Origin of the sequence: Collinsella sp. SGI.178 (assembly GCF_050313495.1) — a bacterium.
Classification (GTDB): Bacteria; Actinomycetota; Coriobacteriia; order Coriobacteriales; family Coriobacteriaceae; genus Collinsella.
The window spans coordinates 42,603-64,916 of the sequence record NZ_JBNPLM010000009.1 but is presented as its reverse complement, the minus strand read 5'-3'; the positions used below and the strand labels follow the sequence as shown (position 1 = coordinate 64,916).

The 22,314-nt window shown below is 57.9% G+C and carries 15 protein-coding genes and 2 tRNA genes; 3 read left to right on the top strand and 14 right to left on the bottom strand.

Annotated elements, in window-relative coordinates; all coding sequences use genetic code 11:
- Positions 1–394: 394 nt before the first annotated feature.
- From ACQRAQ_RS04335 to ACQRAQ_RS04290, 10 genes are all read right to left on the bottom strand, one after another.
- Positions 395–470 (bottom strand) — tRNA-Lys (locus ACQRAQ_RS04335).
- Positions 471–498: 28 nt separating this feature from the next.
- On the bottom strand, positions 499–1,779 hold the full coding sequence (locus ACQRAQ_RS04330) for an aminopeptidase (protein WP_427794046.1): 1,281 nt from the start codon (positions 1,777–1,779) through the stop codon (positions 499–501).
- Positions 1,780–1,872: 93 nt separating this feature from the next.
- The gene (locus ACQRAQ_RS04325) at positions 1,873–2,448 is read right to left on the bottom strand and encodes a hypothetical protein (protein ID WP_427717870.1); all 576 of its coding nucleotides are present in this window, start codon (positions 2,446–2,448) and stop codon (positions 1,873–1,875) included.
- Complete coding sequence (locus ACQRAQ_RS04320) at positions 2,449–3,327, bottom strand: phosphoribosylaminoimidazolesuccinocarboxamide synthase (protein ID WP_154516897.1); 879 nt, start codon at positions 3,325–3,327, stop codon at positions 2,449–2,451.
- Positions 3,328–3,445: 118 nt separating this feature from the next.
- The gene (locus ACQRAQ_RS04315) at positions 3,446–5,011 is read right to left on the bottom strand and encodes a sensor histidine kinase (RefSeq protein WP_154516828.1); all 1,566 of its coding nucleotides are present in this window, start codon (positions 5,009–5,011) and stop codon (positions 3,446–3,448) included.
- 11 nt (positions 5,012–5,022) lie between these two features.
- Positions 5,023–5,745 (bottom strand): response regulator transcription factor, encoded by a 723-nt coding sequence (locus tag ACQRAQ_RS04310; RefSeq protein ID WP_006236208.1) that lies wholly within the window; start codon positions 5,743–5,745, stop codon positions 5,023–5,025.
- 152 nt (positions 5,746–5,897) lie between these two features.
- Positions 5,898–7,061, bottom strand: a complete 1,164-nt coding sequence (locus ACQRAQ_RS04305) for a hypothetical protein (protein ID WP_427794048.1) — start codon at positions 7,059–7,061, stop codon at positions 5,898–5,900.
- Positions 7,062–7,108: 47 nt separating this feature from the next.
- On the bottom strand, positions 7,109–7,372 hold the full coding sequence (locus tag ACQRAQ_RS04300) for a TIGR03905 family TSCPD domain-containing protein (protein WP_427794045.1): 264 nt from the start codon (positions 7,370–7,372) through the stop codon (positions 7,109–7,111).
- Positions 7,373–7,501: 129 nt separating this feature from the next.
- A complete protein-coding gene (purB, locus tag ACQRAQ_RS04295) occupies positions 7,502–8,848 on the bottom strand; it encodes an adenylosuccinate lyase (RefSeq protein WP_154516820.1) in 1,347 nt (448 codons plus the stop codon).
- Between the two features lie 194 nt (positions 8,849–9,042).
- A tRNA-Gly gene (locus ACQRAQ_RS04290) sits at positions 9,043–9,117 on the bottom strand.
- A gap of 298 nt (positions 9,118–9,415) precedes the next feature.
- Here ACQRAQ_RS04290 and ACQRAQ_RS04285 point away from each other — a divergent pair.
- Complete coding sequence (locus tag ACQRAQ_RS04285; RefSeq protein WP_427794044.1) at positions 9,416–12,847, top strand: MSCRAMM family protein; 3,432 nt, start codon at positions 9,416–9,418, stop codon at positions 12,845–12,847.
- Positions 12,848–12,909: 62 nt separating this feature from the next.
- Here the strand turns inward: ACQRAQ_RS04285 and ACQRAQ_RS04280 are convergent, their stop codons facing one another.
- Together ACQRAQ_RS04280 and ACQRAQ_RS04275 are read right to left on the bottom strand one after the other, a co-directional pair.
- Positions 12,910–13,128: a hypothetical protein gene (locus ACQRAQ_RS04280; RefSeq protein WP_427717880.1), complete on the bottom strand. Its 219-nt coding sequence runs from the start codon at positions 13,126–13,128 to the stop codon at positions 12,910–12,912.
- A 20-nt stretch (positions 13,129–13,148) separates the two neighbouring features.
- Positions 13,149–16,259: a hypothetical protein gene (locus ACQRAQ_RS04275; RefSeq protein ID WP_427794043.1), complete on the bottom strand. Its 3,111-nt coding sequence runs from the start codon at positions 16,257–16,259 to the stop codon at positions 13,149–13,151.
- 198 nt (positions 16,260–16,457) lie between these two features.
- On the opposite strand from ACQRAQ_RS04275, the gene ACQRAQ_RS04270 reads away from it, so the two are divergent.
- Entirely contained in the window at positions 16,458–17,480 is a 1,023-nt protein-coding gene (locus ACQRAQ_RS04270) for a helix-turn-helix transcriptional regulator (RefSeq protein ID WP_154516810.1), read from the top strand.
- Positions 17,467–18,384 (top strand): helix-turn-helix transcriptional regulator, encoded by a 918-nt coding sequence (locus ACQRAQ_RS04265; protein ID WP_427717887.1) that lies wholly within the window; start codon positions 17,467–17,469, stop codon positions 18,382–18,384. The genes ACQRAQ_RS04270 and ACQRAQ_RS04265 overlap by 14 nt, the downstream gene beginning before the upstream one ends.
- Here ACQRAQ_RS04265 and ACQRAQ_RS04260 read toward each other — a convergent pair.
- Together ACQRAQ_RS04260 and ACQRAQ_RS04255 are read right to left on the bottom strand one after the other, a co-directional pair.
- A complete protein-coding gene (locus ACQRAQ_RS04260; protein ID WP_427794042.1) occupies positions 18,381–21,275 on the bottom strand; it encodes a helicase C-terminal domain-containing protein in 2,895 nt (964 codons plus the stop codon). The two genes, ACQRAQ_RS04265 and ACQRAQ_RS04260, sit on opposite strands and share 4 nt — an antisense overlap.
- Positions 21,269–22,234: a D-alanine--D-alanine ligase family protein gene (locus ACQRAQ_RS04255; RefSeq protein ID WP_427794041.1), complete on the bottom strand. Its 966-nt coding sequence runs from the start codon at positions 22,232–22,234 to the stop codon at positions 21,269–21,271. Before ACQRAQ_RS04255 ends, ACQRAQ_RS04260 begins: the two co-directional genes overlap by 7 nt.
- Positions 22,235–22,314 lie beyond the last annotated feature (80 nt).

Here is a 22,314-nt window from a genome sequence, read left to right as displayed (position 1 = left end):
CCGGTATTGGCGATGACCAGCTGGTTTATAGGTGTTGAGGTATCGGTCATCTCTGGTGCGCTACTTTACTCTAACGGCATCTGGTTTTGGTTTCCTGTCGGTAAAAGGCTGGTTTTGGCCGCCAGGCGTCCTTATATATAGAGAAGATCGGGTTCGAACCCGTGCACCGGCAACAAAAAAAGCGGCCGGCATCCGCCAGTCGCTTTTCTATTCTATGGTGGGCCGTCAGGGGTTCGGGCCCGCTGCGCGGGCGGCCGCTTCGGCGCCTCCGCGCCTCGCGCGCTGCGCTGGCAAACGCTGACGCGTTTCCTCAGCTCCGCGCCCTTTCGGGTTCGAACCCGTGCACCGGCAACAAAAAAAGCGGCCGGCATCCGCCAGTCGCTTTTCTATTCTATGGTGGGCCGTCAGGGGTTCGAACCCTGGACCTTGGGATTAAAAGTCCCCTGCTCTGCCAGCTGAGCTAACGGCCCGCGGATGGCATTGTACCACGGTCTGAGACTATTCCCAACTCCATTGGCCGTTCTGGAAAATCACAATTTCACGTCCATCAGGTGTAATGCCCGTAATATCGATGTCGTCCGTGCCAATCATAAAGTCAACGTGCGTGCTCGAAACGTTGACTCCGTGCTCCAGAAGTTCCTCTTTGGACATGTCATACCCGCTTTCGATGCACTCGGGAAAACCGACACCCAACGCAAGGTGACAGCTGGCGTTCTCGTCATAGAGTGTGTCGTAGAACAGAATGCCGCTTTCACGAATTGGTGTGTTCTTGGAAATAAGCGCGACCTCGCCCAGATGAGCAGCACCTTCATCGGTTTCAATAATGCTCGCAAGCGTTGCCTTACCCACGCGAGCGTCATAGTCCACTACGCGGCCGTTCTCGAACTTAATCCAAAAATCGTCAACCTTATTGCCGTGGTGAATGAGCGGCATAGCCGAGTACACGATGCCGTCGGCGCGCATACGATCGGGCGAGGTGAAGACCTCCTCGGTGGGAATGTTGGGGAAGAAAGGGTGACCGTCGGGAGTTTTTCCCTTGCCGCCGGCCCACTCATGGCCTTTCGTCATTCCAATCGTCAGATCAGTTCCGTTCGAAGCGGTGTAGTGCAGGCAATCAAATTGATTATCGTTTAGGAAGCGCAGGTTCTTTTCGAATGTGGCGTCATGGAGCTCCCAGTCGCTCTCCGGGTCCTGGCCATCAGCACGAGCGGTGTGCAGAATCGCATTCCACAGCTTATAGACTGCAACCTCATCGGCGTCTCCCGGGAATACCTCGCGCGCCCAAGCAGCGACCGGAGCGCCGGCGATGCACCACGGGTTAATGTTGTAGTCCAGTCCACGGCGGAAGACCTTACACTGCATGTTCCTCGCCTTAGAAGCTGCGGCAGGCTTAGCGGGATCGATACCCTTGAGGGCAGCAGGGTCCGTGCCCTCAATAAAGATAAAGCAGGCACCGTCCTGGGCAAACGAATCCAGCTGTATGCGCTTCCACTCGGGAGTCTGCTCAAAATAGCTTTTCTCGACATGCTCGTAGGTAAGCCTCGTCACGGCATCGTCAGCCCAGATGACCGTCACGTGACCGGCGCCGGCGTCATAAGCCTCCGCAACCACCACGCGCGCAAATGACGCGCACTCGACGGGAGACTGAACGACGACCTCCTGACCGGGCTTAACGTTGACGCCCTTGCGGACAACGAGACGCGCATAATTTTTAATCTTGGGCTCCAGGGACTTCATACCCTCCAGAGCCTCTTCGACCGTCAGGGCAGCTCGAATCATGTGCCACTCCATCTATCTACAGGACAGTAAAAAGGCGCGCCGCAAAAAACGACGCGCCTTATATCTTAGCGATATCTATAGGTTGTAACGCTACTACTTCTTCTTGGAGGCCTTCTTGTCCTCTTTGGCAGCCGAGCGCTCGATAATAGCGTTGAGCTTGTTATCGGACATGCCCTCGGCCTGCGCGCGATACATATTACGCAAGGGACGGATGCGCACGAAGTCGTAGATGAAGTCACCCAGAATGACGATGTAGGACAAAACAATGCCGGCCATCTGGACGGGGCTGGACACCATGCCAGCGGGAGCGAAGTACAGCGAAGACCAAATGGCCACGACGAGCACCATGCCGATAGTAAGCACGGCCCACCAGATGCGACGGCGCTTGGTGTAGTCCTCATCCTGCTTGAGAAGGATGCTCGACACCGTGTAGATGCGGTCCTCCTTGGCGCGCCGCTTAGCCTTGCGGGCGCGCTTCTCCTCTTTAGAGAGGCCCTCAAGGCTCTCGCCCTTCTCGAGCTCCTTGCGGCGTGCCTTGGATGATGCCGGCACGACGCGAACAGAACTCGCTGCCTGACGAGCTGGCTTGGCGGATGCGGCGGACTTGCGCGCAACCCCGGTAACCTCGTGGGATTGCGTGCGCTTGTTCGTGGCGCTGCGGGTACTCACTTACGCGTTCTCCTTCATGCTTGTAAACTGGGAGCCCGTGATGATCTGGAAGGCCTCGCGATAGCGCTCGGACGTACCATCGATGACCTCGGCGGGCAGATGCGGGGTCTCCCCCGTCATATCCCAGTTGGCCTTGAGCCAATTGCGGACGAATTGCTTGTCGTAGCTAGGCTGAATCTTACCCTCCTCGTAGCTGGCGGCAGGCCAGAAACGGCTGGAGTCGGGCGTGAGGCACTCGTCGATCAGCGTGACCTTGCCATCGATGACACCAAACTCAAACTTGGTGTCGGCAATGATGATGCCACGGGTCGCTGCATACTCGGCGGCAGCCTTGTAGATCTTAAGAGACAGATCGCGGATCTGCGTGGCGATGTCCTCGCCAACGATCTCGCAGCAACGCTCAAACGAGATATTCTCGTCGTGATCACCGATCTCGGCCTTCGTGGACGGGGTGAACAGCGGCTCGGGGAGCTTGGAGGCCTCGGTCAGGCCCTCAGGCAGCTGGATGCCGCAGACGGTGCCGTTCTCGTCGTAGGTCTTCTTGCCCGAACCGGTCAGATAGCCGCGGACGATGCACTCGATAGGAATCGTCTGGGCCTTCTTAACCAGCATGGCGCGGCCTGCGAGATAGTCACGATACTCGGCAAACTCCTTGGGGAAATCCGCCGGATCGATGGAGACGAGGTGATTGGGGACGATATCGGCAAACTTGTCGAACCAGAACGCCGAGATACGGTTGAGCACCTCTCCCTTAAACGGAATTTCGTCGGGAAGAATAAAGTCGAACGCAGAAATGCGATCGGTGGCGACCATCAACAGGTTTTCGCCGGCATCGTAGATATCACGAACCTTGCCACGGGAATCCGGACGACGCTCCATCGTTGTCACGTGAGTCACTCCTTACCTAAATACGACAGAAATGCGGGTTCTTTACCGCACGTTTTCGCAAACTCGGAGCGGCAGGGACGCGGTCCCTCCTTCACCGAATAGCGAAAAGCTAGTGCTCCATTGTAGTAGATGCCGCGTCCGCCGTGTGCTCGCGGGGCAGATGAATCGTAAAAGTCGTACCCTTTCCAAGCTCCGACTCCACGGATATGTAGCCATGGTGACGCTCGACGATCTGTTTAGTTACGGCGAGGCCGACGCCCAGGCCGCCAGCTTCGCGGGCGCGGCTGGCATCGGCGCGCCAAAATCGTCCGAAGATACGCGACAGATCGTCCTTGGCAATACCGATACCGGTATCCGAAACGGCAATACTGACATGTTTGCGGTCACTGAGCACCGACACTACGACCCAACCGCCCTCGGGGGTGTAGCGCATGGCGTTGCTCATGAGGTTGATGACGCATTGCGTGATCATGTCGGGATCGGCCTCGACGACATCGTCGTGCCCCTGGGTTTCATCTGCAAAGCGAAGGCGAAGGTCACGGTCGGCAAACAGACGCTCCTGGCCGTTCACAATCGATCGCACGAACGGAACCATGTCCACCGGTTCGAGATTGAGCGGAGCCGTGCTGTTTTCCATACGCGATAGGTCGAGCATCTGCTGCACCAAACGAGCCAGGCGACGCGTCTCGGAAGCGACCGTCTCCAGATGCTCGTCGTCGGTGGGGTACACGCCGTCTTGCATGGCCTCGACCGTTGCAAGCATGGCCATGAGCGGTGTACGAAGCTCGTGTGCGACATCCGAGGTCAGGCGCTTTTCGTGCTTCATATCTTTCTCGAGTGAGGTGGCCATCTCGTCAAAGGTCTCACCCAGCTGATCGATTTCGTCATCGCCGCGCAAGCCCGTACGAGCAGACAGATCGCCGTCGCGAATTTGCTTGGCTGTGCTCGTAATACGATGAATCGGCTTGGTAAGCATGCGCGACACGAGCGATCCGATAACGACCGAGATGCAGATTGCAACAACCGCGGCAAGAGCCATGGCGTTAAAGGTCTTCTCCCTAAACGCAGAATCTGCCTTAGTGAGCAGTGCGTCGGAGCCGATAGCCCATAGCTTTACCTGTCCGACATGCTCGCCAGAGGACGTAACGATTTCGACGTTGGCAACGCTATCGGAGTCGGTGGGCGCTGACGAGACCGGGCTATGCGAGGCCTTTTTACCGCTCGAGCTGCTCGACGGCAATTCGCTCTCGCGCACATCGGCGGTCGCACTTGCCGAAGGCCATGAGTCGTCATAAACGACAACGCCCTTTTTGTTGACGACCTGCATACCCAGGTCGTCGGACACCAAGCTCGATGTCGCGACCGTGCGCAGCTCGCCCGCAGTCCAATTGCCGTTTTCCTCATACGACGTCGCAAGCTTTTCGGCAGCAGAATTGGCGATCTCAACGATATTGGAGCGCGTGTAATCCGAAAAGACGGTGCCCCACACAACGGAGACAACGCCCACCAGCACCAATACCGTCATGAGCGATGTCAGGGCAAAAGCCAAAGCCATACGCGAGGGATAGCTCATCGCCGGCCGTGAATCGGAACGAGGCGTGTTCCAACTTGCCTTGGAACCCGCCTCGTTCTCCTGCTTGTGCTTTTGTCCGATTTCAAAGCGCGCAGGTGTCATATGTGATTTACCTATTTCTCGTCCGACTTATCGGTCTTGGCCGGAGCCTCGAAGCGATAACCGACGCCGTGAACGGTATAGAGCCACTTAGGCTTCTTGGGGTCGTCGCCCAGCTTGGCGCGAAGGTTCTTCACGTGGCTGTCGATGGTGCGCTCGTAGCCCTCAAAGTCGTAGCCGAGCACCTTCTCGACCAGTTCCATACGGTTATAGACGCGACCGGGATGGCGAGCAAGCGTGGTGAGCAGCTTAAACTCGGAAGCGGTCAAATCAACTTCCTTGCCCTCGACCAAGATCTTGTGGCCCGAGATATCGATGACCAGATCGCCAAAGTCGAGTACCTCAACGGCGGGCTCGTCTGCCTGGTGAGCACGACGGAATAGGGCACGAACGCGGGCGACAAGCTCGCGCGGCGAGAACGGCTTGATCAGGTAGTCGTCGGCACCAAGCTCGAGGCCGATGATGCGATCCTCGATCTCGCCCTTGGCGGTAAGCATGATGATGGGCACATCCGAGGTATCGCGGATAGTGCGGCAAACGCGCTCGCCGGGGATCTTGGGGAGCATAAGGTCGAGCACAACCAGGTCGAACTGGTGCTTCTCGAACTCCTCGATCGCAGACTGGCCATCGCCAACGCCAACAACCCAGTAGCCCTCGCGCTCGAGATAGGCAGCGACAGCGTCACGGATCGCCTTCTCGTCCTCGACCAGCAGAATCTTTTTTGCATCTGAAGCCATAACACGGCCCCCCTGTCTCAATTAGCTAAGAACAAGCCCATTTTAACGCACCTGAGCCCACCGGGCATCGCATGGGCGCGACAGCTCGGCGGGCGGTACTCACGGTTACAATGGGCTTATTCCCCCGTCGGCGCCTTTTTAACCCCTCGGCGCTAAAGAGAGAACAGGCGAGCGGTAACCGTCTCGGGAATTCCTTGGCTATTGCGCACCGTGGCATAGGTTAAAAACGTATTCGATTTTCCCGCCGTAGCTGGATAATCGCCATATTCGAGAGCGCGGTCGGGCGACAGCAGCGAACCATAGGTTTTAGCGGAGGTATCGATCAGAAAATGCGACGCCTGAACCTTAACCAGATATTTGCCCTTCCTGCCGGCGGCGCACGCAAGCGGTTCGCGCGATAGAAATTGATACGGGCCGCCCTCGTTACCAATGTAGGTACCCATATTGCCCAGGCCGCCCACGCCGGCATAGGTCGCCTCAATGGAGAACACAAACGTATCGCCCATATATACGGCCTCGAAAGGTGACACCGACGAAGGAAGGACCAGCTGAGCCCTCTTGGTATTGTTGCCGTCCGTCAGGTCGATCGCCGTCATGCCGTAATAGACGCCCTCGTCATTGCGCACGCGGGGTGAGATAGTCAGGATGCCATCGCTCACGCGCGGTGCAGACGCAAAGCGGCCTGTCGACTTCCAGATTGCCTCCGCTTTAGATTCATCGAGCGAACGGCGGTAGCAATATGAATCGCTGCCGGTCTTATTGCCACCGGTCGAAGGCATCTTGTACCAGATGACCGACGAGTCAAAGGCGGTAAACAGCGGGGGGTCGTAATCCTCACCGCCGCGATCAAGCTCAACGGCATTACCAGTAAGCGCCGCGCCCGACAGGGTTTGCGCATAGAGCTTCCACGACGAATTCGCGTAGTTCATCTCAACCCACGCAAACACGCTATCGGTGGCGCGAACGTCGTAAAACGCATAACCGGAACCCTCGACAGGATCGTCAATCAACGTGGTGAGTGAGCCGTCCCCCATGTTGAACACGCCAAGCGTGTTGGCATGCAGCGCAGATGCGGGCGCCATCATCGCCGCAGCGTAACCGCCATCGCAGTAGTACAGCAGCGTCCCCAATGGCAACGTCCACGACGCCGTCGGCTTAAGATCAATGTCGACGGCCTCATACTCTTCGGTAATCGAGACGATCTTGGAATCATCTTTGATAACCTGCGGCTCACCGGCAGCATCATCGCTGGTGCCCGTTTTTTTCGAGCACCCCGCAAGCAGCGTGGCAGCACTCGCGGCAGCACCACCCAACACAAATCCTCGGCGCGTTACCCCATTCTTAACGCGATCAAAAATACTCATTAGGCAATCTCGGCACGCGCGGCCTCGATGGCACGCGTAAGCTGGTCGGCACAGGAGGTCTTTTTCGTGCCGCACGTATTGCCGGCCAACACCTCAATCACACGATCGGAAGAAGCACCTTCGACCAATTTAGAGATGGCCTTGAGGTTGCCGTTGCAGCCGCCGGTAAACTCAACGCCCAGCACTTTGCTGCCGTCATCGGAAAGATTGAGGTGAATATTGCGAGTACACACGCCCTGGGGCTTGTAATCAAACGAAATCATGCGATCTCCTTCTCAGAATGTCATTCGAGACGACTATTATCCCCGTCTTTCCATGAATGCAACGAGGCGCTTTACCGGCAACACACATTACCAGCAAAGCGCCCTAAAAAGCTAACGTTATGCCCGAACCTACTCGAAGCTCAGCTGCTCCAGACGATCGAAGACCGTATCGATGCGGGTGAGGAAGTCCCACGGATCAAAGATCTCGTCGAGCTTCTCCTGGCTGACGGTGCAGCGCGGATCGGCCTCGAGGCGCTCCTTGAAGGTGGGGCCGGAAACGCAGTCCTGCACCTCATGCCAGGTCGCCATGGCGTTTTCCTGCACGATTGCGTAGGCGTCCTCACGGGTAATGCCCGTATCGACGAGGGCCAACAGAACCTTGGAGGAGAAGATGAGACCGCGGGTCTTGTTGAGGTTGGCCATCATGCGAGCCGGATACAGCTGGAGGCCATCGATAACGCGGATAAGGCACTGGAACATGTGGTCAAGCGCGATAAAGCTATCGGCCTGGGCGACGCGCTCGGCAGAAGAGTGCGAAATGTCACGCTCATGCCACAGGGCGACGTTGTCGAAGGCGACCTGGGCGTTGGACTTCACGACGCGCGACAGGCCGCAGACCTTCTCCATGGTGATCGGGTTACGCTTGTGCGGCATGGCGGAGCTGCCCTTTTGACCCTTGCGGAACGGCTCCTCGGCCTCGAGCGTATCGGTCTTCTGCAGATTGCGAACCTCGGTAGCGATACGCTCGCAGGTGGCCGCCGTGGTGGCGAGGACGCCAGCGAGGTAGGCATGATGGTCGCGGCTGATAACCTGCGTGGACAGCGGGTCGTGAACCAAACCCAGGTGCTCGCAGACATACTCCTCGACAAACGGCTCGATGGAGCTGTAGGTGCCAACGGCACCCGAGATGGCACCGAAGGCGACGTTCTTGCGAGCGTCCTCAAGGCGATCCAGATCGCGCTTGAGCTCCCAGGCCCAAGAGCCAAACTTCATACCAAAGGTCATAGGCTCGGCGTGGATGCCGTGAGTGCGACCGGCGCAGAGCGTGTTACGCTCCTCGAAAGCGCGACGTTTGCAGATCTCGCCGAGTTTCTTGACGTCCTCGATAATTAGGTCGCAGGCCTGGGTGAGCTGATAGCACAGGGCCGTATCGCCCAAGTCAGAGCTGGTCATGCCATAGTGAACCCAACGGCTGGGCTTAGGCTCGCCCTCGGGAACATCGGCGTCGATATACTCCTTCATATTGGTCAGGAAGGCAATGACGTCATGGCGCGTGACTTCTTCGATCTCGTCGACCTTCGCCTTCTCAAAGTTGGCGTGGTCGCGGATCCACTGAGCTTCTTCTTTAGAAATACCGATCTTGCCGAGCTCCGCCTGGGCCTCGCAGGCCAGAACCTCAATCTCCTGCCAAATGGCGTACTTGTTCTCGAGGGAGAAGATGTGTCCCATCTCCGGGCGGGTATAGCGATCGATCATAGCGGCTCCTTTTTGGTTATTGGCACGTTGGTCGTAACTCAACCATTGTACCGTGCGCAGGTGCAAGTATAGGCAGCAGGTATTAACCTAACATTTTGCCATTTGCCTAACGTTCACACCCTGTCGGGTTCGAGTCCCGGCACTTTATTGAAAAAAGCACGACACCGTGATGGTGCCGTGCTTGTACTTTTAACTGGAGCGGGCAACGGGACTCGAACCCGCGAGTGTCAGCTTGGGAAGCTGATGCCTTACCACTTGGCGATGCCCGCATATGTGGGGGATAGTATAACGCGGTTGTCTTGTTTGATACAAGGGCGCCAACCCATGTTTTACGCATGGAAAAACATCTTCTTGTTGCTCGAATTGCGAAAACAGGGACTCGAGTAACCTGTTTTACACCGTCTTCTACCTGCTCTTTTGTTTGATTATCTAAAACCGGTCTCCATTTGTTGGGAACTTGGCAAGTTCTTGGTCAGCTCGCGGTACTTACCCGTATGACCCCCGGCGCTAATCTCATCCCACGCGCCGCAATCTCCCAGCGCGGCGCACAAAGGATAAGGAGCAGCCATGTCCAATGCACCCACGCACTCTGTCCACAGCGCAATCGCAACAGCACCGCTGCTCCTATTCCTCTTGTTGTTTCTAGCCTGCGCCACGCCTGGTACCGCCTGCGCCGTCGATGGAAACGATACGCTTAGTTTTCGCACCATCAGCGATATGTGCGGACCGTTTGGCATTGGCAAGTACGAGGCACAAGACGCCTCGATTTCTTACTGCATGAACCAAGACTGCCCCGGCCCCAGCAGCCCGGGAGGACCCTGGCGGACCTACAATCAGGGTTGGACATGGCTCGACAACGAGTTTGCCGCCGTCATCTGCCATGGATACCCCTCCGCCACATCATTTGGCGGCCATAACCTAACGGCCGAACGCGCTCGCGCCGCGACCCAGATTGCCGTGTGGATGCTCAAAGGAACCACGCGCCCCGATGGCTCTTTTGCGTATACAAACAACGCCGGCGTTGCCAAAAGCGGCAAGTTCGATCAAGACGCCGAGGTTGTCGCGGCGGCGCGCTGGCTCTACGACAACGCAAAAGCCGGAAATATTAAGGCCGACCCGCATCGCGCCAGACGCTATCACGGACCCGTCTCTAACGAAGGCCGGCACCAGGATATGCTCTACGTTTTGCCCACCATCACCGTATCCTTTGAAAAAAGGTCTGCTAACACTGTCATTACCAGCGGGAACGATACGTATCAGTTAGGTGGGGCGACGTTTAACATCTTTGAGAAAAACACGGACAAACACGTCGGCAGCATCAAAATGGACGGCAACGGTCGTGCACGGGCAACACTTTTGCCCAACACGGCATACTACCTAATCGAAACCAAAGCGCCGACAGGCTATCTGCCCCGACGCGATCGCATCGTCTTTACCACCGGAAAAAGCGGCGGACATGTCACAATCAACGAGCAGCCAGGTTCTATCACGCTGCGTGTCGTCAAAACCGATGCCGCAACGAGTGCCGGAGCGCAGGCGGGAACCTCGCTCGCCAAAGCCGAATTTACCTGTGTCTCGCAATCTACCCCTGGGTGGACGCGCACCTTCACGACCGAAGGCGATGGCCAGGCGACCTTAAGCGACATTCCCCTGGGAACCTTTACCCTCTACGAATCGAAAGCACCAGAGGGCTACCTGCTCCCCCATGACAGCTGGACCTATACGGTCGGTCCCAATCAATTAAACGACATGGGTGTCGTTGAGCTCGAACGCCGCATCCCCAATACTCATGTTGCGTTTGACCTCGAGATTTCCAAGTTCAAGGATTACGGGAACGGCGAGCAATCGGGATTAGAACAGCCAGCGGAAGGCGTCGTCTTTGAAATTGTCAGCAACAGCTCTAAGCAGGTCGTAGGCACATTGACGACAAATATCTATGGCTTCGCATCCACCAAAGACCAGCCCAAGGCCTGGTTTGGCGCGGGCACACGACCGGACGGCGTCCACGGAGCCATCCCCTACGATCGTGCGGGCTATACCGTTCGCGAGGTCCCGGAAACTGTTCCCGCAGGCTTCAAGCGGGCAGAAGATTGGACCATCGCGCCCGAGCAAATCGCCGACGGAGCCAAGCTTCAGTACATAGTGGACAATCACGCCCTTTCGACACATCTCCAAATCATCAAACGCGATGCCCGGACGGGAGCTTCCGTCCCCCTTGCCGGCTTTAGTTTTCAGCTGCTCAACAGCAACCGTGAACCCATCTCTCAAACATGCTGGTATCCGACGCACAACGTTATGAACACCTTTACCACCAATGCGACCGGCACCGTCACGTTGCCAGAATCGCTCAAGCCGGGCACATATTACGTACGAGAAGTCGCAGCCAAAGCGCCCTACCTTGTGGGCGACGAAATGAAGGTGACGATTCCTGCCGATGCAGATCTCACACCTATCGCCGCCGTCTCGTATTTCAACAGCGCGGCAACCGGAAGCATCGAGATCGTGAAGGCTGACGCAGTAGACGGCAGTGCCCTATCTGGTGCCAAGTTTGAAATTCGCGCTGCCGACGATATCGTTTGCCCCGATGGCCACATTGCCGCCCTTGCCGGTGAAGCCGTTGCCTCCGTCACAACCGATGAACAAGGTAAAGCTCGCGTAGACAACCTTTCGCTGGGTTGCGGAACGGCACGATACGAAGTCGTTGAAACCCAGTCTCCCGACGGCTATCTACTTGATCGGACAGCACATATCGTTGAGCTTACTTATATCGACCAGAAGGTCCCCGTGGTCGAGTCGCAGATCGAATTGCCCAATGATTACACCAAGGTCGATTTCTCCAAGGTCGATATGACAGGCAAGCATGAAGTTAAAGGCGCCCGACTGGTCTTATGCGACGCCGATGGAACAGAAATTGATTCTTGGATATCATCCGAGCAGCCCCATCGCGTGGAGCACCTTGAACCCGGTTCTTATACCCTACGCGAAACAATGTCCCCGCGCTCCTATGACCTCGCTGAAGACGTATCCTTTGAAGTCGAGGATACGGGGAAGATCCAGGCCGTAACCATGAAGGATGCACCGATTGAGATTAAGGGGAGCGTCGACAAGCGACAAGAAATCGCGCGGCCAACCGCAAAGGGAACAGTGGCGAACGGCGACGGTAAAAACCGGGCGGCGACGCAACCCGACAGAAAGGGCTCCTATTCCTACACCATCGACGCTCAAAACGAATCGAGCACCTGGGTCGACGAGTTCACCGTCACCGACGATCTCGAATGTGCCAAAGACGGCACGGCCAAACTTGTCGCCATTAAAACCCCGATCGCCGTCGGCGACTTAAACGGGCTCTGCAATGTTTGGTATCGAACGTCACCGGCAGACAAGTTGGGCATAAAGGAAAAGGCCAACGCCACACTTGACGATGAACACACCAACCCGTGGCTCGAGACAGCCGAGGTCAAAGAGCGGCTGGGCGAGGATGTGCGGATTGTCGATTACGATGGCTGGAGTCTTTGGAAAGCCGATGTCTCGACCACGGAGTCTTCCACCCTCGAAGTAAAGAACCTTACGCTTTCGGACGACACTGTTATCACGGGGATTCGCTTTGAGTATGGCTCGGTTTCCGCAGACTTTACGACCCGGCGCGACAACGATTCTTGGAATCGCAATGGGCTTAAAGACGAGCATGACGACCTTGACGACGCGGCGGCATCCCTCAAATCGGATTTACACGGAGCAATCATCCGGATGTGTGCAACCTCATCCTATACGCCCCAAACCGCACTCGCCAACAGTGCCCGTGTTGACCTTTGCCGCAACGGAGGAGGCGAAAAACTCGAGTCGCACGATAAAGATCGTGTTGTTCAAAAATGCGCCATTCCGCAGGATCTTCCAAATACGGGCAATGCACCCATCATCTCTTTTCTCACCGCATTATTGACCGCCGGTGGCACAGCAATTTGGCTCACTTGGCTAAGCTCGGCATCAAAAGAGGAGTAGGTAGAAATAACGGGCGAGCCGATATGCCGGCTCGCCCGTTATCTGGCGTATGTAACCAAAGGCTATTCCGTAGACGCAGACCCGCCGTCAACAAGTTCCAGATCGCCATCCAAAATACCGTCGGCACCCAAACTCTGCTCTTGCTCCACCTCTTCGCTCATCGTGGACCTGGGCGTCGACCCCTTAGCGCCCACGATATATGCGGCCCCCAGACCCATAGCGATGGCGATCAAAAACAGAACCACATAGACGGGCCAATGGCGTTTGATGTATGAAAACACGCTAACTCCTTAGAGGTCCGCTACGAACGGCGGATGACCTCGGTGACAACCTCGGACACCGTAGCGATGTTCGTCGGGTTGACGTTGTACGGCAAATCGTCTTCGGTGCGCGCGCAGGCAAGACGCGGGCCATCGACACCGGCAATTGTGAGGGCGCGACGGCTCGCCTCGAGCGCGGCATAGGCATCGGTCTTGGCATAGGGCATCTCAAACGCGCCACAATCAACGTGGAACGACTTGCACACCTTGATGACCAGATTCATGATGCGGCGATCACCCTTGAGCAACTGCTGCTCGCCTTCGACCGTCACGACCGAAAGCCTACCGGCTCCAATGGACTCAAGATTGATAAAGAACACACCACGCAGCTTATCGCGATGGGCTTCGAGGAACGCCTTTATACCGGCGCCGTCACAATCCGAGGCACCCGTTGCCACAAACCAGATATCGTGACCAAGCAGCTCGTCATCACCCATGGAGGCAACAGCCGAAAGCATGTCCTCGGCAGAAGCGCCGTCAGAAGAGGTGGCACCGCCCTTCCAGCCGTTATCATCGTCCTCAAAGTTATCCCAAGAGCCGATACCGCGGCCAGACTTCTTGGCATCGTAGTCATCCTCGACGCCCAGCCAGTCGCTCATGCTGTTCTGCTCATTCTTCTTTTTGCGTCCGAACAAGCCGCCCAGACCGCGCTTCTGAGGCTTTGCCTCCTTGACGACGGGAGCCGAGATGGTTTCGATGGGCTGAGCGCCCGAAGAAACGGGCATGGAGGGGGCAACCGGCGCCGACGTGGGCTCGGGCCCCTGAGCCGTCGCGAAAGGATCGTCGGCCTGAGCCGAGGGGTCGGGGAGATCGAAGAGGGATGTGCGGGATGCGACGTTTGCCTGCTGCATCGAGGGCAGCGACGGATCGGGGAACGAGGCAAGCGGCGAAGAAGAAGGTGTGAGCACCGGAGCAGAAGCGGGATCGGGGATATTCATCTGCGGACGCGGTGCGGCCTTGGACGAAATCTGTGCCATGAGCGAATCAACCGTCTCGACCTGCGCCGATGCGGGGTTGGCAACCGTGGAGCCGGGATCGCTCGGGGCAGGCATGGTAAAGATCTGCGTAGAGTACGGCCTGGACTCATCGGCGTTAGAAATCACCGGGGTCTCTTCTTGCTCAACGACGACCGTCGCGTCGGCTTCAATCTCGTCGGCGGTGTTCGTCTCGGCGTCAACGTTCTCAACCTGCTCGGCATCGACACTCTCAGCCGGCTCGGCTTCGGGCGCCTCGATCTCATCTGCAGCATCCTGGGACTCATCGGAAACAGAAAGGGGATCGGCGATGGCAGTACCCTGCTTCTCGAACGTTATCGTGGCATCGAGCTTCGCGGCATCGAGCGTCTCGGTGGCGTCGATTGGCTGCTGGGCCTCAAAGGACGTCGTAGCCTCGGCGACCTCCGTCGCGGCAGGCTGCTCAGCCTCATGCTGTTCAAATTCCCGCGCCGCACGCTCACGCTCGGCCTCGGCAGCCTGCTGGTGGGCAATAGCCTCCTGCTCTGCCACCTCGCGCGCAGCGGCACGCTTTTCCTCAAGGTCGTCGACAAGTTTTTTACCCTTAGCGAGTGCGCCCTTAAAGAAGCTTGAAGCGCTGGCTCCAATCGAAGAGAACGCAGATGCTATATCGGCATGGGGCGTCGCGACCGGTAGATCGGCCGAAAAATCGGTATCGCTCTCATAGGAAACGCGCTGCGGATACTCATCGTAATCGCTGGCGGAATCGTCGTACACATCCTGAACCACCGGAGCGGGTGCAGCGGTGTCCGGCTCGGGTGCAGGGCAGGGCTCGGGTTCCGTCTCGGGCTCGGTATCGACGACGGGCTCGTCGGCAGGCGCGGCGACAGGTTCAACCGAAGCAGGCTCGGGATCGATCGTCGGCTCCTCGCCCTCTTCGTAATCAAGCGTGCACGACTCGGGAAGCATCCCCAAGGCACGAATGGCATCAGAACCAAAGCGAATATTACCGGCAGCATTGCGATACAGCTTGGGCTCGGGCTCGCTCGGCTCGGCGACAGCGGGCGCACCAATCGACTCGACGACATCCTCATCCGAGACCGGCTCGGCAGCAACCTCGGCTTCAGCCTGAGCCTCGGGAGCAATGACACCAATCAGGGTTTCGTCAGCTGAGGCACCCTCAAAGCCATCGATCTGTTCGTCAAAAACTTCACCCTGCTCGGATTCGGGAGCGATCGGCTGGCCAAACTCGTCCTCGGTGTAGGAGGGTTCTTCGTACTCGATCGTGTTGCCGTAGTCGTTTTGCTGCTGGACAGCGGCATACTCAGCCGCCGCGCGCGCCATCTCCTCGGCACGACGCTTTTGCTCACCAAAATAGTCATCAAACGGAATGTCGTTGGGGAACTCGTTTTCGCCTTGGTAAGGAGCAACGTTATCCATGACACCGAGCATCGCGGCTACAGAAGACTTATTGCAGACCGCACCGGACGTATAGGGAAGAACAAAACGGTTGGCAATGATATTGGCCGCGTTGGCGAGCGCCACAAGAGAGGCGAGGATCGCAACGATCCAAAGCAGAACCTTCAGAGCGCCGGGGAGCGGCAGTATACGCAGAATGGCGACGGCAGCGGGGACAATCGTGGCGACCGGCAGCATCTTGGCGATGAGCGCGCGATACGGCGCGTACGGTTCGCGAGCGAGGAGCTCGGCACGCGGAGAATCGTAATGGGCGACAACAACCACCGGACGGTTGCGCGGAGATGCAAGCGGACCTGTGGCCTTGTGATAGGCAATGACATTTTGACTCACGCCCGTCTTGCCCAGGCGAGAGATAACAGGGCGACCGGTACGCTCGAGCACATACAACACGGCACCGGCGATGGCCAGCAGAACACCGATTAAGCCGATACTGCCGCCAATACCCATAAGCAGGGCACCGGCAAAAGACAGAATGCCTGTGACGGCAAATGCCAGCCTGCTGGGTGCAGGAGCGTTAAATTCCTGGACTTCGGGATCAAAGCCATGATTGCGGAAGATCTGGGCGATATCCTCGGCAGCCAAACGCTCTTCTTCGCTGCACGCCGGCGTGATGCCCGTGCCCTGTAGCAGATGATTGATATAGTTCTGGGTGTTCGCCATGTGCGCTCCACATCCATAATCCGACAAATAGGCCCAATGCTTGCACATTAGAACCGTATATAGTCGAAAGTATACCCCGAGCGAACGCAATCGGCCGAAATCTGGGCATCTTAACGCACTGAGCGGACAAGGATATAGCCTAATCTCCATATCGGATTAAAATCATGGCATCAAATAACCTTCCCATGCGAGGATTCTATGACGGTAAGCGATATGACCGCGACAAACAAAACAAATGCGCCAGAACCCGGTTTCGACAAAACCGCCCAGCGTATCCTCAACCTTTTCTTTGTCCTCAACAGTTCCCCCGAGCCCTTAACTACCGAGCAGATCGTGCTGGATTCTGACCTAGGCTACGGATCGGGCAACGTCGACTCGGATAAGCGAAAATTTCGCCGCGACCGCGACAAGCTGCTCGAGCGGGGCATTGTGATCAAGGAAGTTCGCGCCGCGGGTGCCCAGGAGACCGAGGAGAGCGCCTGGACAATCGACCGTGAGCATACGTTTGCCGCGGGCGGCTTGATCACCGCAGACGATGCCGACATTCTGCTAAACGCTATCGATCAGACCCTCACCACGGGCTCTTCGGCCTTTGCGACCCCGCTCGCCGACATACGCTCCAAAATTGCCTATCTTACCGGCGAGACGAATACGGCCGAACCCCCCGTTGTTCACTCGCCGACGGTCGATGCGGTATGGAGCGCGTTTGCCGACCGATGCGCGCTGCGTTTTTTGTATCAAAACGGACGGGGTGAGCAACGACAACGCACTGTTTGCGTCTACGGCATGTTCGAGCGCGAAGGAACAGCCTACTTTTGCGGCCTAGATGACGCCACCGGAAAAATCAGAACCTTTCGCTGCGATCGCATCGTTCGTGCGTGGCGTCCATCGCGGGCCTACGCCATTCCCGCAGACTTCAATCTCAACGATTACCTCTTCTTTGAATTCGATTTCTCCGATTGCCAGCCCGTCACGGCAACTTTCTCGTTTGCTCCGCAGGCTCAATCCGACATGGTCCACGGCCTCACACGTGGGCGAGGAAGGCTCGAGCACGCCAAAGACGGCTGGACCTGGACCGTTGACGTTCGCGACCTGAATGCGGCGGCGTCATTTTGCATGGAACACAGCGTTGACGGTATGAGGCCCGTAGCGCCCAACGAACTCAAGCAGGCGTGGAACCGCCTCATCGAAAGGACAGTGAGCGCTCATGGCCGTGCGTAAGCTCACCAGCGAACAAAGGCTCTCGCGCTCCATCGACATTATGGAGGCACTCTATGCCGCCGGCGAGGCGGGCATGACGCGAGACGAAATCTGCAGTCGCTTCGATATCTCCGGAGCTTCGCTCGACGAGATCATCGGCATCATCTCGACGCTCGCAGACCGCGAATCGGGCGCGCGCATCATTTGCGAATGCCACGATGAACGTGTGGTTCTCATCGGCGATGCGGGCCGTGTGCTGCCGCTTCGCCTGAGTGCCGCCGAGGGCGCCGTACTCAATCATGAATTGGAGTCACTCGGAATCGAGGAGTGCGCGGCGGCGCGCATCCGGCGCGCACTCCTTCCGGCGGAACTCGGATACAACCAACGCGTTGACGATACCGTCGCCCGCGGATCTTATTGGCAGCAACTCTGCTGTGCAATTCAGGATGGCGTGCGATGCCTCGTCACCTACCGCTCCCTGGACGACCAGCATCCACGCAGGCGATTGATCGACCCCCTAAAGATTACGACCAACGGCGACCAAACGTACCTGATTGCCTGGGATGTCGAGGCAGACGGGCAGCGCTCCTACCGTATGGACAAGATCGAGGAGCTTCTGCTGACGGAAGACTCCGTCGTGCGTCACACGACCGAAACCACGTCCCTGCACGATTCCCTTGCACAGGCAAGCCAGAGCGTTAAGCTCCTGATGCCGCTCGATATGGCAGAACGCGTGAGGTGGGCAGGTATCAGGTCAATTAAAGCCGATGGGGAGGGTACGGCAAGCGTGACCGTTTCCTATAGCTCCGAAAACTGGCTGTTTAGCCAGATTATCGCAGCGGGCGGAGCCATCCGCATCGCAGACGACCCCGCCCTTTCAAAGCGTCTATGTGATGCCGCCGAGGCAATGGCCTTCCGTTCTTAGCGATGGCGTTCGTGCGCTTGGCGCCATAACTGAAGATAGTGGCCGATCTGCGCCGTTTCGATGCGCTGATACGAGCTGGTAGGCAGCGATGTCAGAAATTTCTTGCCGTAACCCTTCGTCACCAGACGCGGGTCGGCCAAAATCAACACGCCGCAATCGGTCGATGAACGAATCAGGCGACCGGCCGCCTGCTTGACCTCGAGAACCGCCTCGGGCAGCGAGTAGCGTACCCAGGCGCGGTCCTCGCGCAGATTGCGCTCGCACGAGAGAGGATCGGTGGGGCTCGAGAATGGCAGCTTGGGGATAATGACGCATCTCAGCGTCTCGCCGCCGGCATCGAAGCCCTCCCAAAATGCCTTGAGAGCAAAGAGCGACGAGGTCGACTCGTTGATAAAGCGATCGCGCAAGCGACGGGGAGACGAATTGCGCTGCTGGCAATTGAGTTCCAGGCCGGCACGCGCCAGCTTGGGCTCAACCCGAGCGTACAGGTCTTCCATATCGCGGCGATTGGTGAACAGCGTGAGTACCGACCCGCCCATGGCAAGATGGGCATCGACCAATACGCGCTCGAGCGCGGACAGATAGCCCTCGCGGTCGCGAGGGTCGGGAATGTCCCCCGCCACGACTACGGCCATGTTCGAATCGAAGTCATAGCTCGAATCCAGGTGCAGTGACGAGGATGCCGAAGCGCCAATGCGATCGAGGCCTACGGCATGGTTAAAGTGCTCAAAGCTCTTGGACACCGTCATGGTTGCCGAGGCAAAGATGGCCGTATGCACCTCGGGCAGCCACTCGTTCGCCAGGGCCTCGCCGATGTCGATGCGCTCGGCGGTCATGGATTCTCCGCCCGCACGTAGGCGGCGGTTGACCTGCAGCGAGTACACATAATGCTCGTCGGTGCCGTCAATGATGAGCTTGAGGTTCTCGGCCAGCTCGTGCAGACGGCGCGAAATATCGCCCAGGTCGACGACGACCTCGGGTTTATCGGCAGCGACAGCCTGCACCAGCGCGGCAACATTTTTATCCGCCTGCTCCAGGGCATCGATAGCAGCGCTGGCAGACTGCAAGAAGTCATGCCAGTCATCCGACTCGCGCAACTCGGGGCCAATCCACAGATTTGCGCTGTCGTAGCCACCGCGGGCGCGACGGCCGAGCTCACGCACGCCGTCAAACACCTCGGCGAGTGCCATGCTCGCGCGTGCGACCGTAGACGTCGCCTTCGCGGTGAGCCCCAGATAAAGCGTGGAGCCTTCGGATGTCGCCAAATCACGAGATACCTGGCTCAATGCACCGGAGCTCGACCCGCCAAGGCGCTCAAATAGCACACGAGATTCGTCTGCCGAGACCACGCGCGCCCACTGGCGGCGCGCCTCGCGCTCGATGGAATGGGCCTCGTCGATTACCCAGTGGCGGATGGGAGGCAAAATTCTCCCTTCGGCCGCAACGTTGCGAAACAGCAGGGAATGATTTGTGACCACGACATCGGCATGCGCCGCGCGACGACGGGCACCGTGGACGAGGCATTTATCGGGGAAGAACGGACACAGGCGGCGAGCGCATTCGCGCGAGGCCGTCGTAAAGTCGGGACGGTTGACGCTGCGCCAGCGAATACCGAGCGAATCGAGGTCACCGTCGGCAGATTGGCACACATACGCCATGATCACCGCAACCGCTGTGAGCGTGTCGGCAGGATCGCGCTTGGTGGTAATCTCGGCCTGACTTCGGCTCATGCGCTCGAGTTTGCGCAGGCACGGATAGTGGTCATATCCCTTGAGCGCACAGAATGACAAGCCTCCGTCCAGCTGATCGGCGAGTTTTGGCAGCTCGTGGTACATAAGCTGATCGGCAAGATTATTCGATTTGGTCGCAATGCCAACGGTAATGTTGTTTCGGCGGGCGGCCTCGGCAAAGGGCACGAGATACGCCATCGATTTACCGACGCCCGTACCGGCCTCTATCACGCGATGCGTATCCGTAACCAACGCGTCGCGCACCTCGAGCGCCATGGCAATCTGCTCGTCGCGCGGCTCATAAGTGGGATACATGCGATTGACCAGGCCACCGGGGGCATAATCCGCCTCGATCTCTTCGCGGCTCGGCATGTTAAGAACCGGCAGCTCGTCGGCATCCACGCGATCATCGGCGCGATCGGCCTTGAGCACGTCGGCGCGGGCGGCGGCAAGCGAGAAAATCGAGCCGGGGTTTTGACCTGCCAAAAACGAGAAAATGGGACGATAGGACCAAGGAACATCCGCGTGCATATCCGCCAGACACGCCATAAGGCCCTGCGGCAAGTCCGTAAGGGCAACCAGCAGCACGCGCCACACCCCACACAGGGCATCGACATCGGCGTTTGCGCGGTGCGACACGGAGTCGCAGCCAAACAGATCGGCCATAAAGGACAACTTGTGCGATGCCAGGCGCGGCAACGCGATACGGGACAGCGCCAGCGAATCGATCCAGATGTCGCTGACGTTGACACCGCCCTTGACCGATTCGATGAACGATCGGTCAAACGTGGCATTGTGCGCGATAACCGGGCACCCGCCCACAAAATCGGCGAGCGCAGCCACGGCCTCTACAGCCGAGGGGGCATCGGCCACATCGGCGTTTGTGATGCTTGTGAGCTCAGTGATTTCGGCGGGGATCAGCTGCTTGGGATGCACAAACGTGTCAAAGCGTTCAACGACCTCGCGGCCCGAAAGACGGGCCGCGGAAATCTCGATAAGCTCGTTGTCCTGGACCGAAAGACCCGTGGTCTCGGTATCGAGGACGATAACATCCTCCTCGATAAGGCCAAACGATTGTGTGCGGGCACGCTCGGCAAGCGTTGCATAGGAATCAATGACAAACTGCGGCGTTCCAGGAGATACAGCATCCTCGATTAGCATGCAATGCCCGCTCGACGGAGACCCATGCGAATCAGACTGTCACAGACCTGCGGGAAGGTCATGTCTTTGGTATGACGAATCTCGTCCGGATACAGCGACGTATCGGTCATACCGGGAATCGTATTGGTCTCGAGGATGACGGGGCCGTCCTCGCTCACGATAAAATCGCTGCGCGAAATGCCCAGACAGCCGAGGGCTTTGTGGGCCGCACAGGCTAGTTCCTGGGCACGAGCATAGTTTTCGGGCGAAATCTGCGCCGGAATACGGTGGATATCCGTGGGATCGACGTACTTCACATCCAGGTCGTAGAACTCACAGTCCTCAGGCTTGCGAATCTCGACGATCGGCAGGGCGCGCACGTCATCCTCGCCGTAGACGCCTACGGTAATCTCAGTTCCCTCGATGCACTTTTCGACCAGCACCTTATCGCCGTACTCAAAGGCCTTGGCGATGGCGGCGGGCAGCTCAGAGGGGTCGTGTACCAGGGAGATGCCGTAGCTGGAGCCGTTGACGGCGGGCTTTACAAAGCAACGCTCGCCGCAAATCTCAACGATGCGATCGATATCGACCTCGTCGCCCGCCTCAAGCGCCAAACCGGGGGCAATGGGGATGCCCGCCTTGGCATACAGAAGCTTTGAAACCTCTTTATCGGCGCCACACGCGCTGGCGAGCACACCCGACGCCGTATAGGGGATACCCAGCGTCTCCATGGCTCCCTGCATGGCGCCATCCTCGCCGCCGGCGCCGTGCATGGCGATAAACGCCACGTCAAAATCGCCAGTTGCCATAGTCACCATAAAATCATCGGCAGCCGTATCGAGCAGCTCCACCGAAGTGTAGCCAGCCTCCTTTAGGGCCACCACGACGTTCTTTCCCGAATTGAGCGAAATCTCGCGCTCGGCGGAATGGCCGCCCGCCAAGACCGCTACGTGCATGTTCTCTAGGCTTTTACCCGGCATGGGCAGACTCCTCCTCTATGATTTCTGCAGCTGATACCATATTGTAGCGATACCCCTTACATTTCCCCAAAATCGAAAGG